We start from the raw sequence: 17,049 nt of genomic DNA on the forward strand, positions 1-17,049 counted from the left end.
TTCTTATTTTGCATTAATTTAACCACAGAAACCGCGAGTTGTAAAGGATAAAGTTCACAAATCACTTAATCCTGTTTTGCTTTCTTCAACTTGCGATGCTTCAAATACAACATCACCGCGATGGTCACGGGAATGGTCAGAACCACTCCAATTGCCGAAATCAACGTCATGATTAACTCCGACGCAAAGATTTTGTCGTTCATGACCATGCCGATACTGTAGTGCAGGCGCGCAAACCAGATGAACAAACCAACTAGCTCCCCGTAGAAACTAAAGAACAGGGTGTTAAAGGCCGTTCCAACAATTTCTTTTCCAATTGAAACTCCGATATAACTGAAATCCTTATCAGAAATCTTGATGTTATGGTCCTGAATCTCGACTAAACCAGTGGCCATGGCAACGGCCGCTTCGGCCACTGCTCCCAGACAACTCAGAATCGTCATCGCACACGAAACGTTTAGGAATTTCACGCCAATTAAGAGTGACATTCCCTCCAAGTCTTCGGTATTCTCGGGTCCAAAGCCTTGCACCTGCGCCCAGTGTTCCACTGGAATGATCAACGCAATTACGATTGCCACCACGATTAACGAGGTCACAAACGCCACGTCGGCGTTTCGTCCTTGCTCATTACCGAAGTAAATTGTAATGACGAGGATAATGACGGCGTTAACCAGTGTGACCCAGAGGTACGGAATGCCAAACGCAATCAAAACGACGGACATGAAGACCAAACCAAAGTTACACAAAAGACCAATAAAGGCAACGAAACCCTTGGAACCCCCTGCCAGTAGCATTGCGAAAAAGAGAATGATTAATAAGACGGTCATGGTACTCATTTAATCACCTTCATTTCACAAAGCGCACTCGCAATCAGGCTGGTAATCGGCACCGTCAGCGTGATTCCAATCGCACTAATCAGACTTTGAATGATTCCAAGTGACATAATCATTGAGAACGAGTAGCCCCAGCTATTGCCGTTTCTTAAGAACAAAACCATCATGGGAAAGGTACCAGCCACGAAGATCAGGAACAAAACGTTAATCAGCGGTCCCATGATTGACCGCCCGATGTTTTGCCCGTTCTTTAAGAGCTTCAAGAATGAGAGACTATGGTCTTCCTCGTAAACCGCAAACAGGCTGGACGTAATATCGGCTGAGAGGTCCATGATGGCTCCTAGTGACCCAATCATACAACCAACGAAGTAGATTGGCAGTCGTTTTTGGGTCACGTAGTCCATCATCTCAAAGTTCATGCCCCGTTCGTGCGTCACTGACAGGACAATGAACGCAATCAGAATCGCGACCGCGGTTCCTAGAATTGTCGACGAAATCGTCACGACCGTCTCCTTTGACACGCCAAAAATCAGGATGGCGGTGACAATCGTGAAAATGACCGATAAGATGGCAAACAAAATAAACGGATTGAAGCTCGTTCCCACGTCAATTGAAACCGCCAAAAAGAACAGGACGGCGTTGATGATAATACTTAAAAGCGCCATGGACCCACTGAACTTCAGAATCACCAGCAACAGCATCACCGTTAGCCAGATTAAGAAGACGACCGCGGTGTCCCGCTTAAAGCCGTTGATCAGAATCGACGAAGGCTTTAAGTTCTTGTTGGCAACGTGAATAAAGATCTGTTGGCCGGCATGATACTTCATGTCGGTCGCCCCAGCACCAGAATACTGGTTGTTGGCGGTAATTGTCTTCCCCTTGTACTCCCCGTTTAAGACCTTGAGGGCCAGTTTCTGATTCTCTTGGTAATCATGATTCTTAAATTCATCAGTTTGACTAGTGCGACCGTAGTTATGCACGTTTACGACTCGAGCCACCGTCTGTTTGTACATCGGTGCGTCGAAATGGGTGAAGGTCACGGCGACGATCCCCGAGATTAGCACCAAAACGATGGCGAGCCAACGAATCTTTAGCTTTGGATGGATTCGTTTCAAATTCTCATCCCCTAATTATTTACGTTCAGTGTATCATACTAAAATTAAGTTTCGCTAAACTTACGTATTTATAGCTAGACAACAAAAAACACCTCTGAATTAAATCAGAAGTGTCACGAATTTTATTTAATAATTACCAAACGAATAATCCGACAATTCCAGCCGAGAGTAATGATACCAAGATTCCGGATAGGATTAAGTATCCAACGTTTCTGGAAATAACGTCGTTCTTTTCACGGCTGACTAAGCCCTTCAAGCATCCAATAACCATGCCAACGGTACTGAAGTTGGCAAAGGAAGTCAAGAAGACACAGAGTTGGGCTTGGTAGTGAGCTGGGAAAATGTGGAGGTTGTTGATGTGGGGAGCAATGGCACCCATGACCACGAATTCGTTGGTCACTAACTTGGTTCCCATGTACTGAGCAAACTGGAAGGCGTGGTTAACGTCCATCCCCATCAGCCATGCAAATGGGAACATCACGATTCCAAGTAAGTGTTGAAGTGACAACCAAGGATTAATGAGTCCCAGTAACTTACTGATTAAGTTAGCAAGGGCCACGAAGGCAATGACGTTAGCAGCGATGATTAATACCAGTTTACCGGCACCTAAGATTGAATCACCCAAAAATGAGAAGAATGGTTCTTTCTTGGGTTTTTCCGGCTTGTCAGCAACTGTCTCTTCGGCCACTTGTTCTGAAGGTTCCGTCATCGTCGCAATTGTGTCTTCTTCAGGCGTAACGTGAACTGGATTCAGTAGTGAAGTCACGATGATGGCGTTCAAGATGTTAAGCGGGATTGCGGTTAAAACGTATTGCCCCGGAATCATCTGGGTGTACGAACCAACGATCGCAGCGGTGATACACGACATCGACATCATGGCGACGGTCAAGAGTCGTTCACTGGATAATTTCTTGAGTTGCAGACTAGAAACGGCTAGGGCTTCCGTGTTTCCAAGGAACATCATTTCAACGGCGTAAAATGATTCGAACTTTGGTTGTCCCGTGACCTTTGATAACGCAATTCCGATCCATTTAATGATAAATGGCAAAATCCCAAAGTATGTAAGGATATCAAACAACGGAACAATCATTAAGATTGGAAGCAGTGCTGAAGTCACAAAGTTCATCTGTTTGACGTGCACCCAGTTTGGCAGCGCAAAGGCAATCCCAGTGTAAGCAACCTGCACGATCCAGTTGAATCCTTCAGCGGCCCCCTTGACGGCGTCTCGACCCCAACTAAAGCGAGTAAGGAGAAACGCGATGACGAGGTTTAAGACTAAAACGACAATGACCGATCGCCAGTTGACGTGCTTGTGATCCTTGGAAAACAAAAAGGCAATTCCGAGGAACACAGCGACCCCAATGATGTTAATAATTAGATAGTAATTCATCGAACTTTCTCCTCCATTTTATATGCAATGTTCGGATATTGTCAGATAACAAAATTCGAACAACCTGTTTTTTATAATAATAGTATTAAACATTAACAATTTCAACCTTCATCGCGGAAATGGTTCACGGATTGGTTAATTTTCCCGTAAAAAAAGACTAATTATCGGTTAAAACCAACAACTAGTCTAATTAATTTATTTCTTTTCTCGTCGTTTATCAATGCGTTCGTCATACCACGTAAAAATCAGGAGCAACCCGATCATAATCAGATTAACAATCGACTGCAAGACTTGATCTGGAACTAGTCCGTACATTAAAACGGTAATCAAAAACAGCACCAGGTACTTAGCCGAACGCAGATACTCCTGGGTGTAGACGTAGCGCGCAAACTGCATGATTGACAGGATGGCGATGATTAAAAACGAACCATCCCTTAAGACGTGCTTCGATACATCTAATTTCATATGCGTCAGTCCTAAACCTGATCGGTTGGTCGAATCACGATTTCGTTGACAGAGGCATCCTTTGGCATGTCAATGGCGTACAGGATGGATTGCGCAATCCGTTTGGGACTAAGCGGCGTCAAGTCGTATGACTCAAACTGCTTCTTGATGTCCGGATCGGTAATGTGATTGGGCAATTCGGTAGCTACCGCGCCGGGTGAAATCATAGTCACCCGAATACCAGACTTAGCCTTAGCCTCTTCCTCTCGTAATGAATCACTAATCATCTTCACGGCCGCCTTTGTGGCACTGTACACCCCACTGTTAATTCCAGAAGTGTGAGCCGCCACCGAAGCGGTGTTGATGTACTGGCCACCACCTTGACCACGCATCGTATCAAGGGAAGCAGTAATGCCGTACAAAACACCCCTGATATTGACGTCAATCATGAGATTCCAACCCTTGACGTCACCCTTAATCAGTGGTGATTGGGGCATCACACCCGCATTGTTCATCCAAACGTCGATGCGACCAAACTGGTCAACCGCAGCGGACGCCAGGTTTCTGACCTCGTCGAGTTTAGTAACGTCGGCCTTCTGAATGGCAGCCACGCCACCGTCAGCTTCAATATCTTCCTGAATCGCACGTAAGCGGTCCTCTCTTCTAGCACCCAGCACGACCTTGGCGCCGTTTTTTGCCAACAACTTGGCGGTCGCTTCACCAATTCCACTAGAAGCTCCCGTAATTACAACTACTTTATCTTTAACAGCCATCTTAATTCTCCCTAACTATTTTAAATTGTTAAGTGCGGTTTCGATACTCATGTCACCACTGTGCATGATGATTACCTTGTCAAAGGCATGCTGGTTATTTAAAACGTCAAACAAGACCTGTGAAACGTCGTTGATTGAATTTGAACCAGGTTGGTCATCATTAAAGGTTACTTCGCCGGTTCCAGGAGTCTCAAGCAAGGAGCCCGGCTGTAAAATGGTGTAGTTCAGGTCAGTATCGTGAATTAACCAGTGGTCGGCCATGAACTTAGCAGCCTGGTAGTCCTGTAACTTGGCGTAATGTTTCTTTCCTTCCCACTGGTCTGGTTGAAGCGCAAAGGCTGAACTGAGCATGATGTAACGTTTGACGCCGGCTTTTTCGGCGGCCTGCATGGTCTTGATGGCTCCGTAACTGTCAACTAGGACCACGTTGTGTCCACCGGATCCAGCGGTGAAGTAGATGGCATCAAAGCCCTTCATTGCGTCGGCCATTGCGTTAACACTCATGTCGACGATGCTAAACTTCATGGTGTTAATTTTGGGACGTTCCTCAACGGTGTCCACAAACTTGACTTCTTCGGGATGACGAGCCGCAATGGTAACCGAATCGTCAGTGTTTTTTTGAAATTGTTTTACTAGGTCAGAACCGACTCTTCCGGTTCCACCAATAATCATAATCTTCATAATTGAAACCTCCTATATACGTCTAAAGCATAACAAATTCAACTAAACGTTAATAGCGATATGCATGTGAAGTTTATGTTAAAGCCAGCGTTAATCGTGCTACCATTCAATCACATAAAATAAATAAAGATAGACATTTTTATCATGTATGATATACTATGTTTGTACCGCGTAGGCGGTAGTTTTCAAACAAGATGCACTACTCCTTTCTATTTGATGGTTATGACCCACAAGTACCATGAAGTTCCCTTGCAACTATTTTTGATAGTTGCAAGGGAACTTTTTGTTTTAAAGACTAATCATGACATTGGATTACCTCTAACTAGATAAGAATAATCTTTGACATTTCGTTCTTAAATGCTAATATCAAATTGGAAAAATGGTTATAGTCCCGTTGAATCACTTAATAACAACTAAAAATCACCCAAAGACTAGTACATAGTCATCGGGTGATTTCTTCAGTCGTTATTTTTTAATGACCGTTGCTCGACCGTTTTCCTCAAAATCGGCAACGTTGTCTAATGACGTAATCACGGCTTCCTTGCCAGTGTTTTTCACAAACTGCATCGCCGCTTGAATCTTGGGTTCCATTGAACCCTTACCAAATTGACCTTGTTTTAGATACATGTCCAGTTCGTCAAGCGACACGTGTCCCAGTTCTCTTTGATTAGGCCGTCCGAAATTAATGGCCGCCTGGTCAATGCCGGTCAGGATAATTAACTGATCAGCATTGACCATTTGTCCGATTAACGAAGCCGTAAAATCTTTGTCAATCACGGCTTCCACGCCTTCGACGTCCCCATTGTCAGTCATGACGACCGGAACGCCGCCACCACCACCAGCAATGACAGTGAACCCACTGTCAACCAGGGTGCTAATCTGCTTGGCTTCTAAAATGCTGATGGGATGAGGCGATGGAACAACCCGCCTGAATCCGCGACCGGCATCTTCGGCAAATTTCCAGTCCGGATGTTTCATTATAACGGAATTAACGTCCGCGTAAAACGGACCGATGGGCTTGGTTGGATCCTTAAACGCTGGATCATTGGGATTGACTAATACCCGCGTGACAATGGTTGAACTAGTCATATCATTGTCTGAAAGGGCATCCCCAATCCACAGTCCTAACTCACCTTGAGTCATCGCTCCAACCACGTCAAGTGGCATTGGCGGATTTTCCTTCGTGCTACCGTTTAGTTCTTGGAGTAACAAGTTTCCAACCTGCGGGCCATTGCCGTGAGTAATCACTAACTGAAGGTTCTCAGTTGAATTACGCACGAACTTCACGATTTTTTTCGTGGTTTTTTTTAAAGCTTCTCTTTGCCCTTTTGCAGTTGGATCATCGGTTAAAATCGCATTGCCACCTAGAGCTATCACGATTCTCTTCATTTACGACACTCCTATCTTTCCCATAAATAGAGCAATGACCGCCCCAATGGCAGCAATCGTTATCAATGCCATCATGATCCATTCAAAGGGTGTGATTTTACGTCCTTGATTCTTGATTGCCTTGATGTAGAAACCAAAGCCTAGAACGTATGCAATTGAACATAACCACAAGAATTGTAGTCCCGCCACTGCGATTCCGACAACTTCAAACAATAGAGCTAGGATTCCCGGCATCATTTTCTTGACCGAATGAGCCTGCAGTCCAGCCTTAATTTGATCGGCACCAACCAGCGCGTAACAAATCACAATCGCTGCCGTACACAACGAAATTGCCAGGTTGTACGCCTGATCGGTAAATAGTAACGAAATCAAAACAATTTGTACCAAAATCTGAGTTAACCATAATGAGTGTGAAGGTGAATTGTGCTTGTTTAAGTAACCGAACCACCGGGGTAGTAGCTTCTGATCAGCTAGTTGTGACGTCGCTTCAACCGGAAGCATGGTCCATGACAGGAGGGCACCGACCATGGTGATTATAAGTGAGATACTGACAAAAGCCGCACCTATTGGTCCAATCATATCTTTAACAACATAGGTCAGGGCCGGGTTACTCAACTTAGCTAGTTTGGCTTGGGGTAAGTAGCCATATGGTAGCATCGCAATCACGATGTTGATGATCAAGAGTGAGATGGTGCCAATAATGGTCGCCTTGGCCGCATCAGAACGCTTCTTAGCGCGTCCTGCCATCATCGTGGCACCTTCAATCCCGATGAAGATCCACATGGTGGTGATGATACAGCCCTTGACTTGATCAAATACCCCCATTGCCGTCGCCGGACTATACGTGAAGTTAGTACTAAAATTAGCCCAGAAGTGGGCGGTGAAAACGTTAGCTTTGAATAAGACAATTCCTAAGATTGCGAAAGCAACCAAGGGAATTATTTTTATTACGGTGATAATGGTATTGATGAAAGCCGCGTTCTCAATCCCCATCGTTACTAACCACGTGAGTAGCCACGTGAATACCGACGCAATGATTACCGCTTGAATTGAGTTGCCTGATCGAAAAACCGGAAAGAAATAACCGATCGCTGACATCATCATGGTGGCAAACGCAATGTTACCAAGCCATGCCGATAGCCAGTATCCCCAGCCTGATAGAAATCCAGCAAAGTCACCAAATCCATCTCTGGCAAAATCGGAAATTCCAGTCAGTTCTGGTTTATCCTCACTTAGAGACTTCAAACTCATTGCTAGTGCAAAAATTCCGACTCCAGTAATAATCCACGCAACCAGCGCGGGTCCCGGAGTGGCCGCTGCCGCAATCTGTTCACTGGCATTATAAATTCCAGCGCCAATCGCGGAACTAATGACCAGCATGATTAATCCAAATAATGAAACTCCCTTTTTATTTCCCATATAATTTACGCAATCCTCTCAAATCCTAATTTAGGACATGATTGTATCATTGATAATCCTATTTATGCTTTAGTAAAATTTAATTTTCGTTGTACATACTTAAGTCGCCTAAAGTGGCGGCCATAATTGCCATGATCGAGTGCTTGCGGTTGCCAGCTTCAACGAACTGGCGCCCGTAAGGACTTCTAAAGACCTCGTCGGTTACTTCCATTTCGGGACTATTCAAGCCCTTGTACTTTTTAACCGCCTCTTTGGCAGTGGTGGTGTTGCCGTCATGAAAGGCTGGCAGACAGTGCATGAAAATCAATTCATCGTCAGGGGTGCCCGTCTTCTTCATTAAGTCCATGTTGACTTGGTATGGTAGTAGTTGGTCAATTCGTTGTTGCCAGTTGTTTTCACCCATTGAGACCCAGACGTCGGTGTAGATGATGTTTGATCCTTTGACCCCCTTGTCGATATCAGAGGTAATCATGAAGTGTGCTCCTGATTCCTTGGCGTACTTTTCCGCCAGGTCGACCACTGATTTTTCGGGGTGCAGTTCGTCTGGAGCCACGATGTGAACGTTCACACCCAGCATCGAACCGGTCACCAGTAAAGAATTAGCCACGTTATTTCGCCCGTCACCAACAAAGGTCAACGTGAGCCCCTTTAAGTGACCGAAGTTTTCCTTCACGGTCATGAAGTCAGCAATCATTTGAGTGGGATGCCACTCGTTTGAAAGACCGTTCCAAACGGGAACTCCCGAGTACTTGGCCATGATTTCCATGTCGGATTGTTCAAAGCCCCGGTACTCAATTCCGTCAGCCAGTTCGCCAAAGACTCGCGCGGAGTCTTCTACCGATTCCTTTTTGCCGAACTGACTTGAGGTTGGATCAATGTAGGCCGTGTTTCCACCTAAGTCGTCACCACCAAGTTCAAACGAAAGTCTGGTTCTGGTCGAAGTCTTTTGAAACAAGAGCACCAGGTCCTTGTCGTGTAAATACTTGGTCACCTTGCCATACTTCTTGTGTTCGTTTTTCAAGTTAATGGCAAAATCAATCAAAGCTTCAATCTGGGCTGGCGTAAAATCAGACTCCTTTAAAAAAGAACGTCCTTGCATTGATTTTAATTCCTCTAGTAATGTACTCATTTAATTTGCTCCCCCTCTAATTATTTTTATCAAGTGGTTCACGAATGATTGGTTGTGACATACAACGAGCTCCACCACGGCCACGCGATAGTTCTGAAGACAAAATCTCGTAAACGGTAATACCGTGTTTTCGCATCACATCAATCGTGACCGTGTTGCGATCGTATGTGACCACTTCCCCGGGGGCAATTGCCAGGTTGTTTGACCCATCGTTCCACTGTTCACGTGGAGCGGCAACTGGATCACCATCGCCGGTCTCCATCATGTCAATCTCAGATAATCCAAGAACTTCCTTGAGTGTATCCGGCAGACTTTCACGATGTTTCATGTTGATGGTATTGTTTTTTCCGGGATGAAGGATGTTAATATTCATCTTACCACCGTTCATGATCCCTGGATATACGGTAAATTGGTCGTAGTTGACCATGGTGAAGACCGTATCTAGATGCATCATAGCATGGTTATGCGGAATTTGAACCGCCACGATTGTGTCAAAATGTGACTTGGGATCTTCAAAAAGTTTGTGAGCCAGTTTTTCAATCGAACGAGTTGAGGTTCGTTGCGAACAACCAATTGCCATGACGTGATCGTTTAAAACGAGTTCGTCACCACCCTCAATGCGAGCATCATTATAGCGGTCCAGCCAAACGTCAACTTTTCCGGCAAACCGTGGATGATACTTCATCACGTACTCCGTGATGAGTGACTCCGGACGCCGCGCCTCAAAAGTCATGTGGTTAATCGTTAAACCAGATCCCATCGAAGCTTGCGGATCCCTGGTAAAGTACGCATTTGGTAGTGGATCCAGCAGGAAGGGATCAAAAGCGTTCGTCCCGGCCACATCATGCAAACTTGGGTGAGTAAAATGAATCTTGTCTCGTCTTAGACCGGCATAAATCGTACTGACCAGGTCGTGAATCGAGAGACTCTCAAAGTAGCGCTTGATGTCCTCTGCCGAACTACCCGTGTAGTAGTGTTCATTTAGATAAGTTGACTCAAAATCATCCCTTACGTCATCCTTTTTTAAGATGTCTTCCAACAAATCCTCGATGTACACAACCTCCACTCCATGATTACGGAGTAGATTGGTGAAATAATCGTGCTCTTTGTCAGCGATTTTTTGATACGGAATGTCATCAAACAACATCTGCTTCATGGTATCCGGAATGACATTTTCAATCTCTTTTCCGGGCCTGTGCATTAAGACAGACTTCAGCTGCCCAATTTCAGAGTTCACTTCAATTGCAGATTTCATAATAATCCTCCTTAAGATTGTTATTCATGCTTATGGTTAAACGATTTAACCACCCATATCGTACGGGGTTTCGCAATTTATAACAAGCATTTTAACCGACTAGAAAAAGTTTCCTAGTCGTACGTCAATAATGATAACTGTTTCACAAATTTTGTCAAATCGTTCAAAGGTTGATAATTTGCAAAAGCGAATACGTGTTGATACACTGGGAAACTTAAATATTTTTGCCAAATTTTAACTAACTTTTTAATAGTTACATGTTTAACAATCATCGCATCAGAAAAATCCTCGAACGTAATATAACTTGGCTCTTAATTAATTAACTTTGTTGAATGTACTGATTAATGATAATCCATTATTAGTTGATACTTAGGCCCTTTAAATCAGCCTTAATCGCCAGCACTTGTCAACCATCTAAAATAATTAAAAATAATCTCGCTTTTGTTTTAACGCAATGGTATAATTAGTTCGGTAATGAGAAGTACCAATCAATCTCTTTTGCCATTTTAAAAACATACCTGTGCACCAAATCTATTGAGAGACCTCCACGTCTACTCGGATTTGGTGTTTTTAGTAAAACAGAAAGGGGGTTACTTGAATTGACAGTCTTTAAGGAACTACTTGAACTAGTGATTTTGGTGTTACTGATGGTCTTAACCTTTTTTCATCCCAATCCATGGGTGGGAATTGGTCTAAACGTCCTTTTAATCTTAATCTTGTGGTTCTTCCCCGAAGGAAGTAATAAGATTAACAAGCTCTTCAAGTACATAATCACAGCGGTCTTCTTGATCTCGATTATCCTGATCGTCCTGCAGATGATTTTTCAATAAAAAAAAGGAGCACTTCAAAAAAATGAAGTGCTCCTTTTGCGTATTTACTTATAGACCTAATTACCTAAAAGCTTGGTGTAAGAAGCAATGTCACCTACGGCATCCTTTAACTGTTTGGAATAGTACTCTTCTGATGGCGCATTACTTACAAAATTGCCATCCTTTTCAAAGTTGTCGTCAATGTGACCAATCATGGTCATGTGTGGCAGCATTACCATTCCCAACATGGATAAAGTGGGAAGGATGCCTAAAGCCGAAGCTTGACCAGACAAGGCACTGCTAGAATACGAAACAATTCGGGCAGGCTTGTCAGCCGTTTCAAAGCCGATATAATCAAGGGCGTTCTTAAACGCGCCAGAAAGACCGTTGTCATAGACTGGTTCAATAAATAAATAACCATCACCAGCCTTGATGTTATCAATCCACTTCTTGGGAGCCCCCGTTAGTTTCCGGTCCGGATCACCCATTGGTGGGAGCGGCTCATTGAAGATTGGTAAGTCTAAATCACCAATATCAATAAAGTTCAACTTGACCTCGTTATCAGACTCAAGTTCTTTTGCGTTCTTCTTTAAAAAGTTAAAAATTCCGGCACCACTAGAATTGGATCGGGCACTACCTAAAATTACGTCAACTGTTTTCATTTAATCTCTCTCCCTTTACTCACAAAAAGTAAGTTAATATGTACTTTAATTCTATTTAATTTCCGAAATAAAAGCAAGCAAAAGGTCCCCTTCGTAGTTGGCCTATCACAATTCTTTATAAATTAGTTAACTTTCATTACAATCAAAACCCACTATACTATAATAAGGTGAGAAGTAGATGAGGGGGAAGTAACATGAAGAATTGGCTTAATAAGATTCTCAAATCAGTCCATGGCGATTCTAACAAGAAGTCATCGGATCATGCCGAGAATAAAAATCAAAACACTCCAAATGAAGCAAAAAACAGTGATAGTAAGCAAACCACTGAACAAAACCAAGATCCAAAGCAAATCAAAAACGATAAATTACTTGGAACAAGCAACGCCATTGATAAGTGATTCTTAAGCAAGATGATTGTGATTGATTCAGTTGAACACTATACTTTAGTTAGTAAATAACCTGTAGGAGGTACTAAAATGACGAAAAAAATGGAAGTCCAAGTTTGGTCCGATATCGCATGTCCGTTCTGTTACATCGGACGGGCCCACTTCAAGTCCGCACTAAATGACTTTGACCACAAGGACGACGTCGATGTTCATTACAATAGTTTTGAACTCGATCCCAACGCATCTGGTGAACCAGAAACCATGGCTGACCATATGAGTAAGGAAAAGGGAATGTCAAAGGAAAAAGTTTCCGAGTTTCTATCAACCATCACCGAACTGGCAAACGAAGCTGGTTTAAGGATGGATACCGGAAAGATTAAAGTAGTGAACACCTTAAAAGCTCACCGTTTACTTCACTTTGCGGGAACCAAGGGTAAAGAATCCGAACTGATGGACAAGTTATTTGAGGCTTACTTTGCCGACGGTTTAAATGTTGACGACAACTCCGTTTTAGTTGACCTTGCCATGAGCGTTGGTTTAAACCAAGACGAAGTCAAATCTGTTATAGACAGTGATAAATTCAAGGACGACGTCCGAGCTGACGAAGCCGCCGCTCAACAAGTTGGAATTAACGGGGTTCCGTTTTACATCTTTAACAAGAAGTACGCCGTTTCTGGTGCTCAACCGGTGAAGGTCTTCAAGTCCGCTTTAGACAAGGCTTGGGCTAGCTTTCAACCAATTGAAATGGTTGGTGGCGATGACGACCAACAAAAAGGTGCTAACTGCGAAGGCGGAAGCTGTAGCGTTGACCCAAATGATAATAAAAATTAATTAAACTAAACGGTCCGTTGGAATAATCCAGCGGACCGTTTTTTATTTAATCAGATGGAGGTGTCTGCCCCAGAGTTCCACAAAAGGACCCGAACACAACGAGATAATGACGGTCATGATTCCAATTGGACCAGAAACGAGGAACGCCAAAAACATGAAAAGCACATCCTGAATCACCCGCACTGACCAGTACGGCATGTGCAATCTTTTAGAGAAAATGGGAGCAATCGCGTCATACGAGGATACCCCGAACTTAGCCGACATGTAAACGGCAATTCCGACCGTGAATATCAGGAATCCAAGGACAGCGAACAACAATTTCAACCAGAAGTTATCGAACACCAAGTAGGCACCGAACCAGAGCGTGAAATACTGAACCCCGTAACCCACCAGCATATTAATCAAAGTCCCAAAACCAATCTGATGGTAATCCAAAATCAGCACGATGACCAACAGGATCATGTAGTCGATGAACTGGATGTTACCCAAGCCAAGCGGTAAATGGTGCGATAATCCGACACTTAACGCGGTAAAGGCGTCCATTCCTAAGTTTTCTTTCCGCATCAACGTCATTCCCAAAGCGATAATCGCCGTTCCAATAGCGGTAATTAGAACTTGAACCAGAAAACGCAGCACCCGATGCAAATTTAAATTTTTCATTATTAATGACACCCTTTCGGCGTTGTACGTGTAGTTGAAGCAAATATCCATATTTTACAAATAAAATAATAAAAAAAGCTAATCAGCCTGTTTCCTATTTATGGTACGGACTGCCGCTATTAATCATGAAAGCTCGATAGATTTGTTCGGTCAACACTAAGCGCATCAGCTGGTGCGGCAACGTGAAGCGACCAAATGACAGCTCAAAGTTAGCCCGTTTTAAGACCTTACGAGCAAGTCCCAACGACCCACCAATCACAAAGGTAATGTCCGAGTGACCGTACGTTGCGAGATCCTTGATTTTTTTCGCAAAGGCTTCAGAGGTCAGTTCATCGCCTTGAATTGCCAAAGCAATCACATACTCGCGGTCTTTAATTTTAGCCAAAATTCGGGTTCCTTCTTGCTCCATCACATCGTCCATTTCCGCTTGACTAAGGTTCTCAGGCGCCTTTTCGTCGGGAACCTGAACAATCTTAAACTTGCAAAAACGAGAAAGTCGTTTGACGTACTCATTAATTCCGTCTTTGAAGTATTTTTCCTTCAATTTTCCAACTACCACCAATTTAATGTTCATAAGTCGACTCCTTTAAACAGACTATCCACAAAGTTATCCACAGGTACCTTCACAAACTATCACGTTTCTGGAGAATTTAAAGACCTGTTAATATTTCGATTTTGTCAACAACATTTTTATTTATCCACAGAAATAAACAAGACATATGTTCGTTAACGCAATTTTCGTTGTTGTAATATCAACGTTTATCGCGTTCTCTTTTTAATAAAATTTTGTTACATAAACTTATGCACACCGCCTGTGGATAACTTCTCGATACTTTTCCACTATCATTTAAAGCCTAAATTACAGCTTTTGTGTTTTCACAATGAGTTTATCCCCAAAGTTATGCACAGACTTTTACCACTTGACATTTCCAACCACGTATTTTCTGATTATTAATTTTTTTTAAACCAATTTTGTTCGGAGTTTACCGTCAATCCCTCTATCATGGAATTCATAAGTATCGTTACAATCATCACAACTAAAATTCAGGCCTTAAACGGACAATTGCTTCAATTATCGCATTAAGCTATCCGAATGTCAGTTCACTCTTTTCAAACAAAAAATGTTCGTCGCATCTATTCTACGACGAACATTTTTTAAATTACTGCTGTTTTGCTTGCTGATCTAGCGTAATCTCAGCCGTTTTCATTTGCCCATTATGATAATAGGTAACGGAAATCTTGTCGCCAACGTTATGCTCATACAGGATGTCACGTAACTTACCCTGATTGGTAATGTCTTTTCCAGCCAACTTGGTAATTACGTCATTTTTCTTGAGACCCGCATTAGCGGCTGGTGAGCCACCCCTAACGTCCATCACCACAACTCCATTGGTAACGTTTGAAGGGAGCTTTAAAATCGATTTCTGCTGTTTAACCGAGATGTTAGCTAGGTCCACGTACTTAATGCCTAGTTCGGGACGAATTACCTTTCCGTTCTTAATGAGCTGGTTGATAATCCGTACGACCTCGTTACTTGGAATGGCAAACCCCATCCCTTCAACACTGGTACCGGAACTATCCTTCGACAGTTTCATTGAGTTAATCCCAACGACCTGTCCGGTACTATTTAGGAGTGGTCCACCCGAGTTTCCGGGATTAATGGCCGCATCGGTCTGAATAACCGTTGCGTCACCGGCACTGGCGTTCTGTTGCCCGTTCTCGGTGCTAACCTGCGGCACTTCCCGTTTCTTTGCGGAAATGATTCCCTCAGTCAGAGACGAAGCGTACTCAGAACCAAGTGGTGATCCAATCGCAAGGGCAGTTTGACCCACCTTGATGTCGTCAGAATTACCGAAGTTAGCCACCTTATTGACACCATCGCCGTTAATCTTAAGAACAGCAAGGTCGGTTACGGCATCATGGCCAATTAGCTTAGCTTCCTTTTTCTGGCCGTTACTCAAGATGACTTCCAAGTTGGACGAACCAGACACCACGTGATTGTTGGTCACAATGTACGCTGAGCCGTTATCCTTATTGTAGACAACTCCAGAACCCTCACTAATCTGTTGCTGATCCTTTTGGTCTTGACCGCCATTGTCTCCACCATTTCCTCCGAACACGCCACCAAACATGCCCTGAAGTGGATCAGAGTCACTGGACTTGGTCTTCTCGGTGTTAATGACCGAAACGACGGTATCCTTGTTGTCCTTAAAGACTTTTTCCGCCTGATTAGAGGCATTTACCCTTACATTCTCAACTTTTGCGGTTCCGCCACGATTGGAACCCGCAGGGACGGATTGAGTTCCTAGAGACATTCCGCCGTTATACCACGAAATCCCACCATAGGCAATTCCACCGCCCAATAGACCGGCTACTAGTGCCACGATGGCAACTGTTAGTAGCGGATGTGTTCTCTTCATATTTACACCCCATTTAATATTATTCTATCAAATAGTTTTTAAAAAAGTATCAATTATTCTCAAAGAGTTATTAAATCGGATGGTTTTTCGACATCGGTGTCAAACAAATTGAAGTCATGACCAACCCCAAAATCCTCATTTTCAAGCATGGAAGCGACGGTGAGATGAGCCAAAGACTTCATGTTGTTATGATGACTGCGGTGCCCGATGAAGATGTTCTTGGTGTCACGTCCGATGATTTTCATCATGGCATCCGCGCCGTCTTCGTTTGACAAATGGCCCTCATCACTCATGATGCGCTGTTTGGTTGGCCACGAATAGTCGCCGTTTCTCAGCATTTCCACGTCATGATTACACTCTAAAACGTACGCGTTGGCGTCTCTTATGACCCCTTCAATGTGATCAGAGACGTAGCCCGTATCAGTCAACACCACAAAACTTTTATCGCCGTCGTGAAAATTGTAGAACTGAGCGTCGGCAGCATCGTGGGACACACTGAAACTTTCAACGTCCAAGTCCCCAAACGATTTAGTGGTATCGGGATCAAAAATAAACTTTTGTTCCTCAGGAAATTTTCCGATCTTGTTACCCATCGCGTTCCAGGTCTTCTCGTTCGCGTAGACCTGCATGTCATACTTACGCGCCAAGATTCCCACTGATTTGGCATGATCGGTGTGTTCGTGGGTCACAAATAACTTATCAACGTCGGTCAAACTCCGTCCAATTGAATTCATGAGGTTCTCAATTTTTTTGCCCGACAGTCCGGCATCAAGTAAGACCTTGTGCTGGTTCGTCTCAATATAAGTAACGTTGCCGCCACTTCCGCTCGACAATACACTGATTTTCATTGGAT

At 43.6% G+C, this 17,049-nt stretch carries 18 protein-coding genes; 3 read left to right on the plus strand and 15 right to left on the minus strand.

Features of this window, described 5'->3' with window-relative positions; all coding sequences use genetic code 11:
• Window positions 1-65 precede the first annotated feature (65 nt).
• The 10 genes from AC6UD1_RS05600 to AC6UD1_RS05645 all read right to left on the minus strand — a co-directional run bounded on the left by AC6UD1_RS05600 (window position 66) and on the right by AC6UD1_RS05645 (window position 10,428).
• Complete coding sequence (locus AC6UD1_RS05600) at window positions 66-836, minus strand: YibE/F family protein (RefSeq protein ID WP_500707506.1); 771 nt, start codon at window positions 834-836, stop codon at window positions 66-68.
• Window positions 833-1,948 carry a YibE/F family protein gene (locus tag AC6UD1_RS05605; RefSeq protein WP_500707507.1) on the minus strand — a complete coding sequence of 372 codons (1,116 nt, stop codon included), beginning with the start codon at window positions 1,946-1,948 and terminating at the stop codon, window positions 833-835. Before AC6UD1_RS05605 ends, AC6UD1_RS05600 begins: the two co-directional genes overlap by 4 nt.
• A 133-nt stretch (window positions 1,949-2,081) precedes the next feature.
• Window positions 2,082-3,338 (minus strand): NupC/NupG family nucleoside CNT transporter, encoded by a 1,257-nt coding sequence (locus AC6UD1_RS05610; protein WP_500695972.1) that lies wholly within the window; start codon window positions 3,336-3,338, stop codon window positions 2,082-2,084.
• 195 nt (window positions 3,339-3,533) lie between these two features.
• Entirely contained in the window at window positions 3,534-3,803 is a 270-nt protein-coding gene (locus tag AC6UD1_RS05615) for a hypothetical protein (RefSeq protein WP_500695971.1), read from the minus strand.
• An 11-nt stretch (window positions 3,804-3,814) separates the two neighbouring features.
• Entirely contained in the window at window positions 3,815-4,555 is a 741-nt protein-coding gene (locus AC6UD1_RS05620; protein WP_500707508.1) for an SDR family oxidoreductase, read from the minus strand.
• 15 nt (window positions 4,556-4,570) lie between these two features.
• The gene (locus AC6UD1_RS05625; protein WP_500701416.1) at window positions 4,571-5,236 is read right to left on the minus strand and encodes an SDR family oxidoreductase; all 666 of its coding nucleotides are present in this window, start codon (window positions 5,234-5,236) and stop codon (window positions 4,571-4,573) included.
• Between the two features lie 465 nt (window positions 5,237-5,701).
• Window positions 5,702-6,625 (minus strand): carbamate kinase, encoded by a 924-nt coding sequence (gene arcC / locus AC6UD1_RS05630; protein ID WP_500707509.1) that lies wholly within the window; start codon window positions 6,623-6,625, stop codon window positions 5,702-5,704.
• The gene (locus AC6UD1_RS05635; RefSeq protein ID WP_500699689.1) at window positions 6,626-8,044 is read right to left on the minus strand and encodes a basic amino acid/polyamine antiporter; all 1,419 of its coding nucleotides are present in this window, start codon (window positions 8,042-8,044) and stop codon (window positions 6,626-6,628) included. It lies immediately after the preceding gene.
• A 79-nt stretch (window positions 8,045-8,123) separates the two neighbouring features.
• Window positions 8,124-9,173 (minus strand): ornithine carbamoyltransferase, encoded by a 1,050-nt coding sequence (argF, locus tag AC6UD1_RS05640; protein WP_500695966.1) that lies wholly within the window; start codon window positions 9,171-9,173, stop codon window positions 8,124-8,126.
• Window positions 9,174-9,189: 16 nt separating this feature from the next.
• Window positions 9,190-10,428 (minus strand): arginine deiminase, encoded by a 1,239-nt coding sequence (locus AC6UD1_RS05645; RefSeq protein ID WP_500707510.1) that lies wholly within the window; start codon window positions 10,426-10,428, stop codon window positions 9,190-9,192.
• Between the two features lie 599 nt (window positions 10,429-11,027).
• Between AC6UD1_RS05645 and AC6UD1_RS05650 the strand changes: the two genes are divergently transcribed.
• Window positions 11,028-11,258 (plus strand): hypothetical protein, encoded by a 231-nt coding sequence (locus AC6UD1_RS05650; RefSeq protein WP_500707511.1) that lies wholly within the window; start codon window positions 11,028-11,030, stop codon window positions 11,256-11,258.
• 56 nt (window positions 11,259-11,314) lie between these two features.
• Here AC6UD1_RS05650 and AC6UD1_RS05655 read toward each other — a convergent pair whose 3' ends face one another.
• On the minus strand, window positions 11,315-11,899 hold the full coding sequence (locus tag AC6UD1_RS05655; protein ID WP_500695964.1) for an NADPH-dependent FMN reductase: 585 nt from the start codon (window positions 11,897-11,899) through the stop codon (window positions 11,315-11,317).
• Window positions 11,900-12,093: 194 nt separating this feature from the next.
• Here AC6UD1_RS05655 and AC6UD1_RS05660 point away from each other — a divergent pair, with 194 nt between their 5' ends.
• Window positions 12,094-12,297, plus strand: a complete 204-nt coding sequence (locus AC6UD1_RS05660) for a hypothetical protein (protein ID WP_500699692.1) — start codon at window positions 12,094-12,096, stop codon at window positions 12,295-12,297.
• A gap of 78 nt (window positions 12,298-12,375) precedes the next feature.
• Window positions 12,376-13,116, plus strand: a complete 741-nt coding sequence (locus AC6UD1_RS05665) for a DsbA family oxidoreductase (RefSeq protein WP_500707512.1) — start codon at window positions 12,376-12,378, stop codon at window positions 13,114-13,116.
• Window positions 13,117-13,158: 42 nt separating this feature from the next.
• Here AC6UD1_RS05665 and AC6UD1_RS05670 read toward each other — a convergent pair whose 3' ends face one another.
• From AC6UD1_RS05670 to AC6UD1_RS05685, 4 genes are all read right to left on the minus strand, one after another.
• Window positions 13,159-13,776 carry a YczE/YyaS/YitT family protein gene (locus tag AC6UD1_RS05670; protein WP_500707513.1) on the minus strand — a complete coding sequence of 206 codons (618 nt, stop codon included), beginning with the start codon at window positions 13,774-13,776 and terminating at the stop codon, window positions 13,159-13,161.
• A gap of 94 nt (window positions 13,777-13,870) precedes the next feature.
• On the minus strand, window positions 13,871-14,350 hold the full coding sequence (rlmH, locus tag AC6UD1_RS05675; RefSeq protein WP_500707514.1) for a 23S rRNA (pseudouridine(1915)-N(3))-methyltransferase RlmH: 480 nt from the start codon (window positions 14,348-14,350) through the stop codon (window positions 13,871-13,873).
• Window positions 14,351-14,936: 586 nt separating this feature from the next.
• The gene (locus AC6UD1_RS05680) at window positions 14,937-16,196 is read right to left on the minus strand and encodes a S1C family serine protease (protein WP_500707515.1); all 1,260 of its coding nucleotides are present in this window, start codon (window positions 16,194-16,196) and stop codon (window positions 14,937-14,939) included.
• Window positions 16,197-16,255: 59 nt separating this feature from the next.
• Complete coding sequence (locus AC6UD1_RS05685) at window positions 16,256-17,044, minus strand: MBL fold metallo-hydrolase (RefSeq protein WP_500701423.1); 789 nt, start codon at window positions 17,042-17,044, stop codon at window positions 16,256-16,258.
• Window positions 17,045-17,049 lie beyond the last annotated feature (5 nt).

The organism is Fructilactobacillus sp. X8R1C1 (assembly GCF_059900945.1).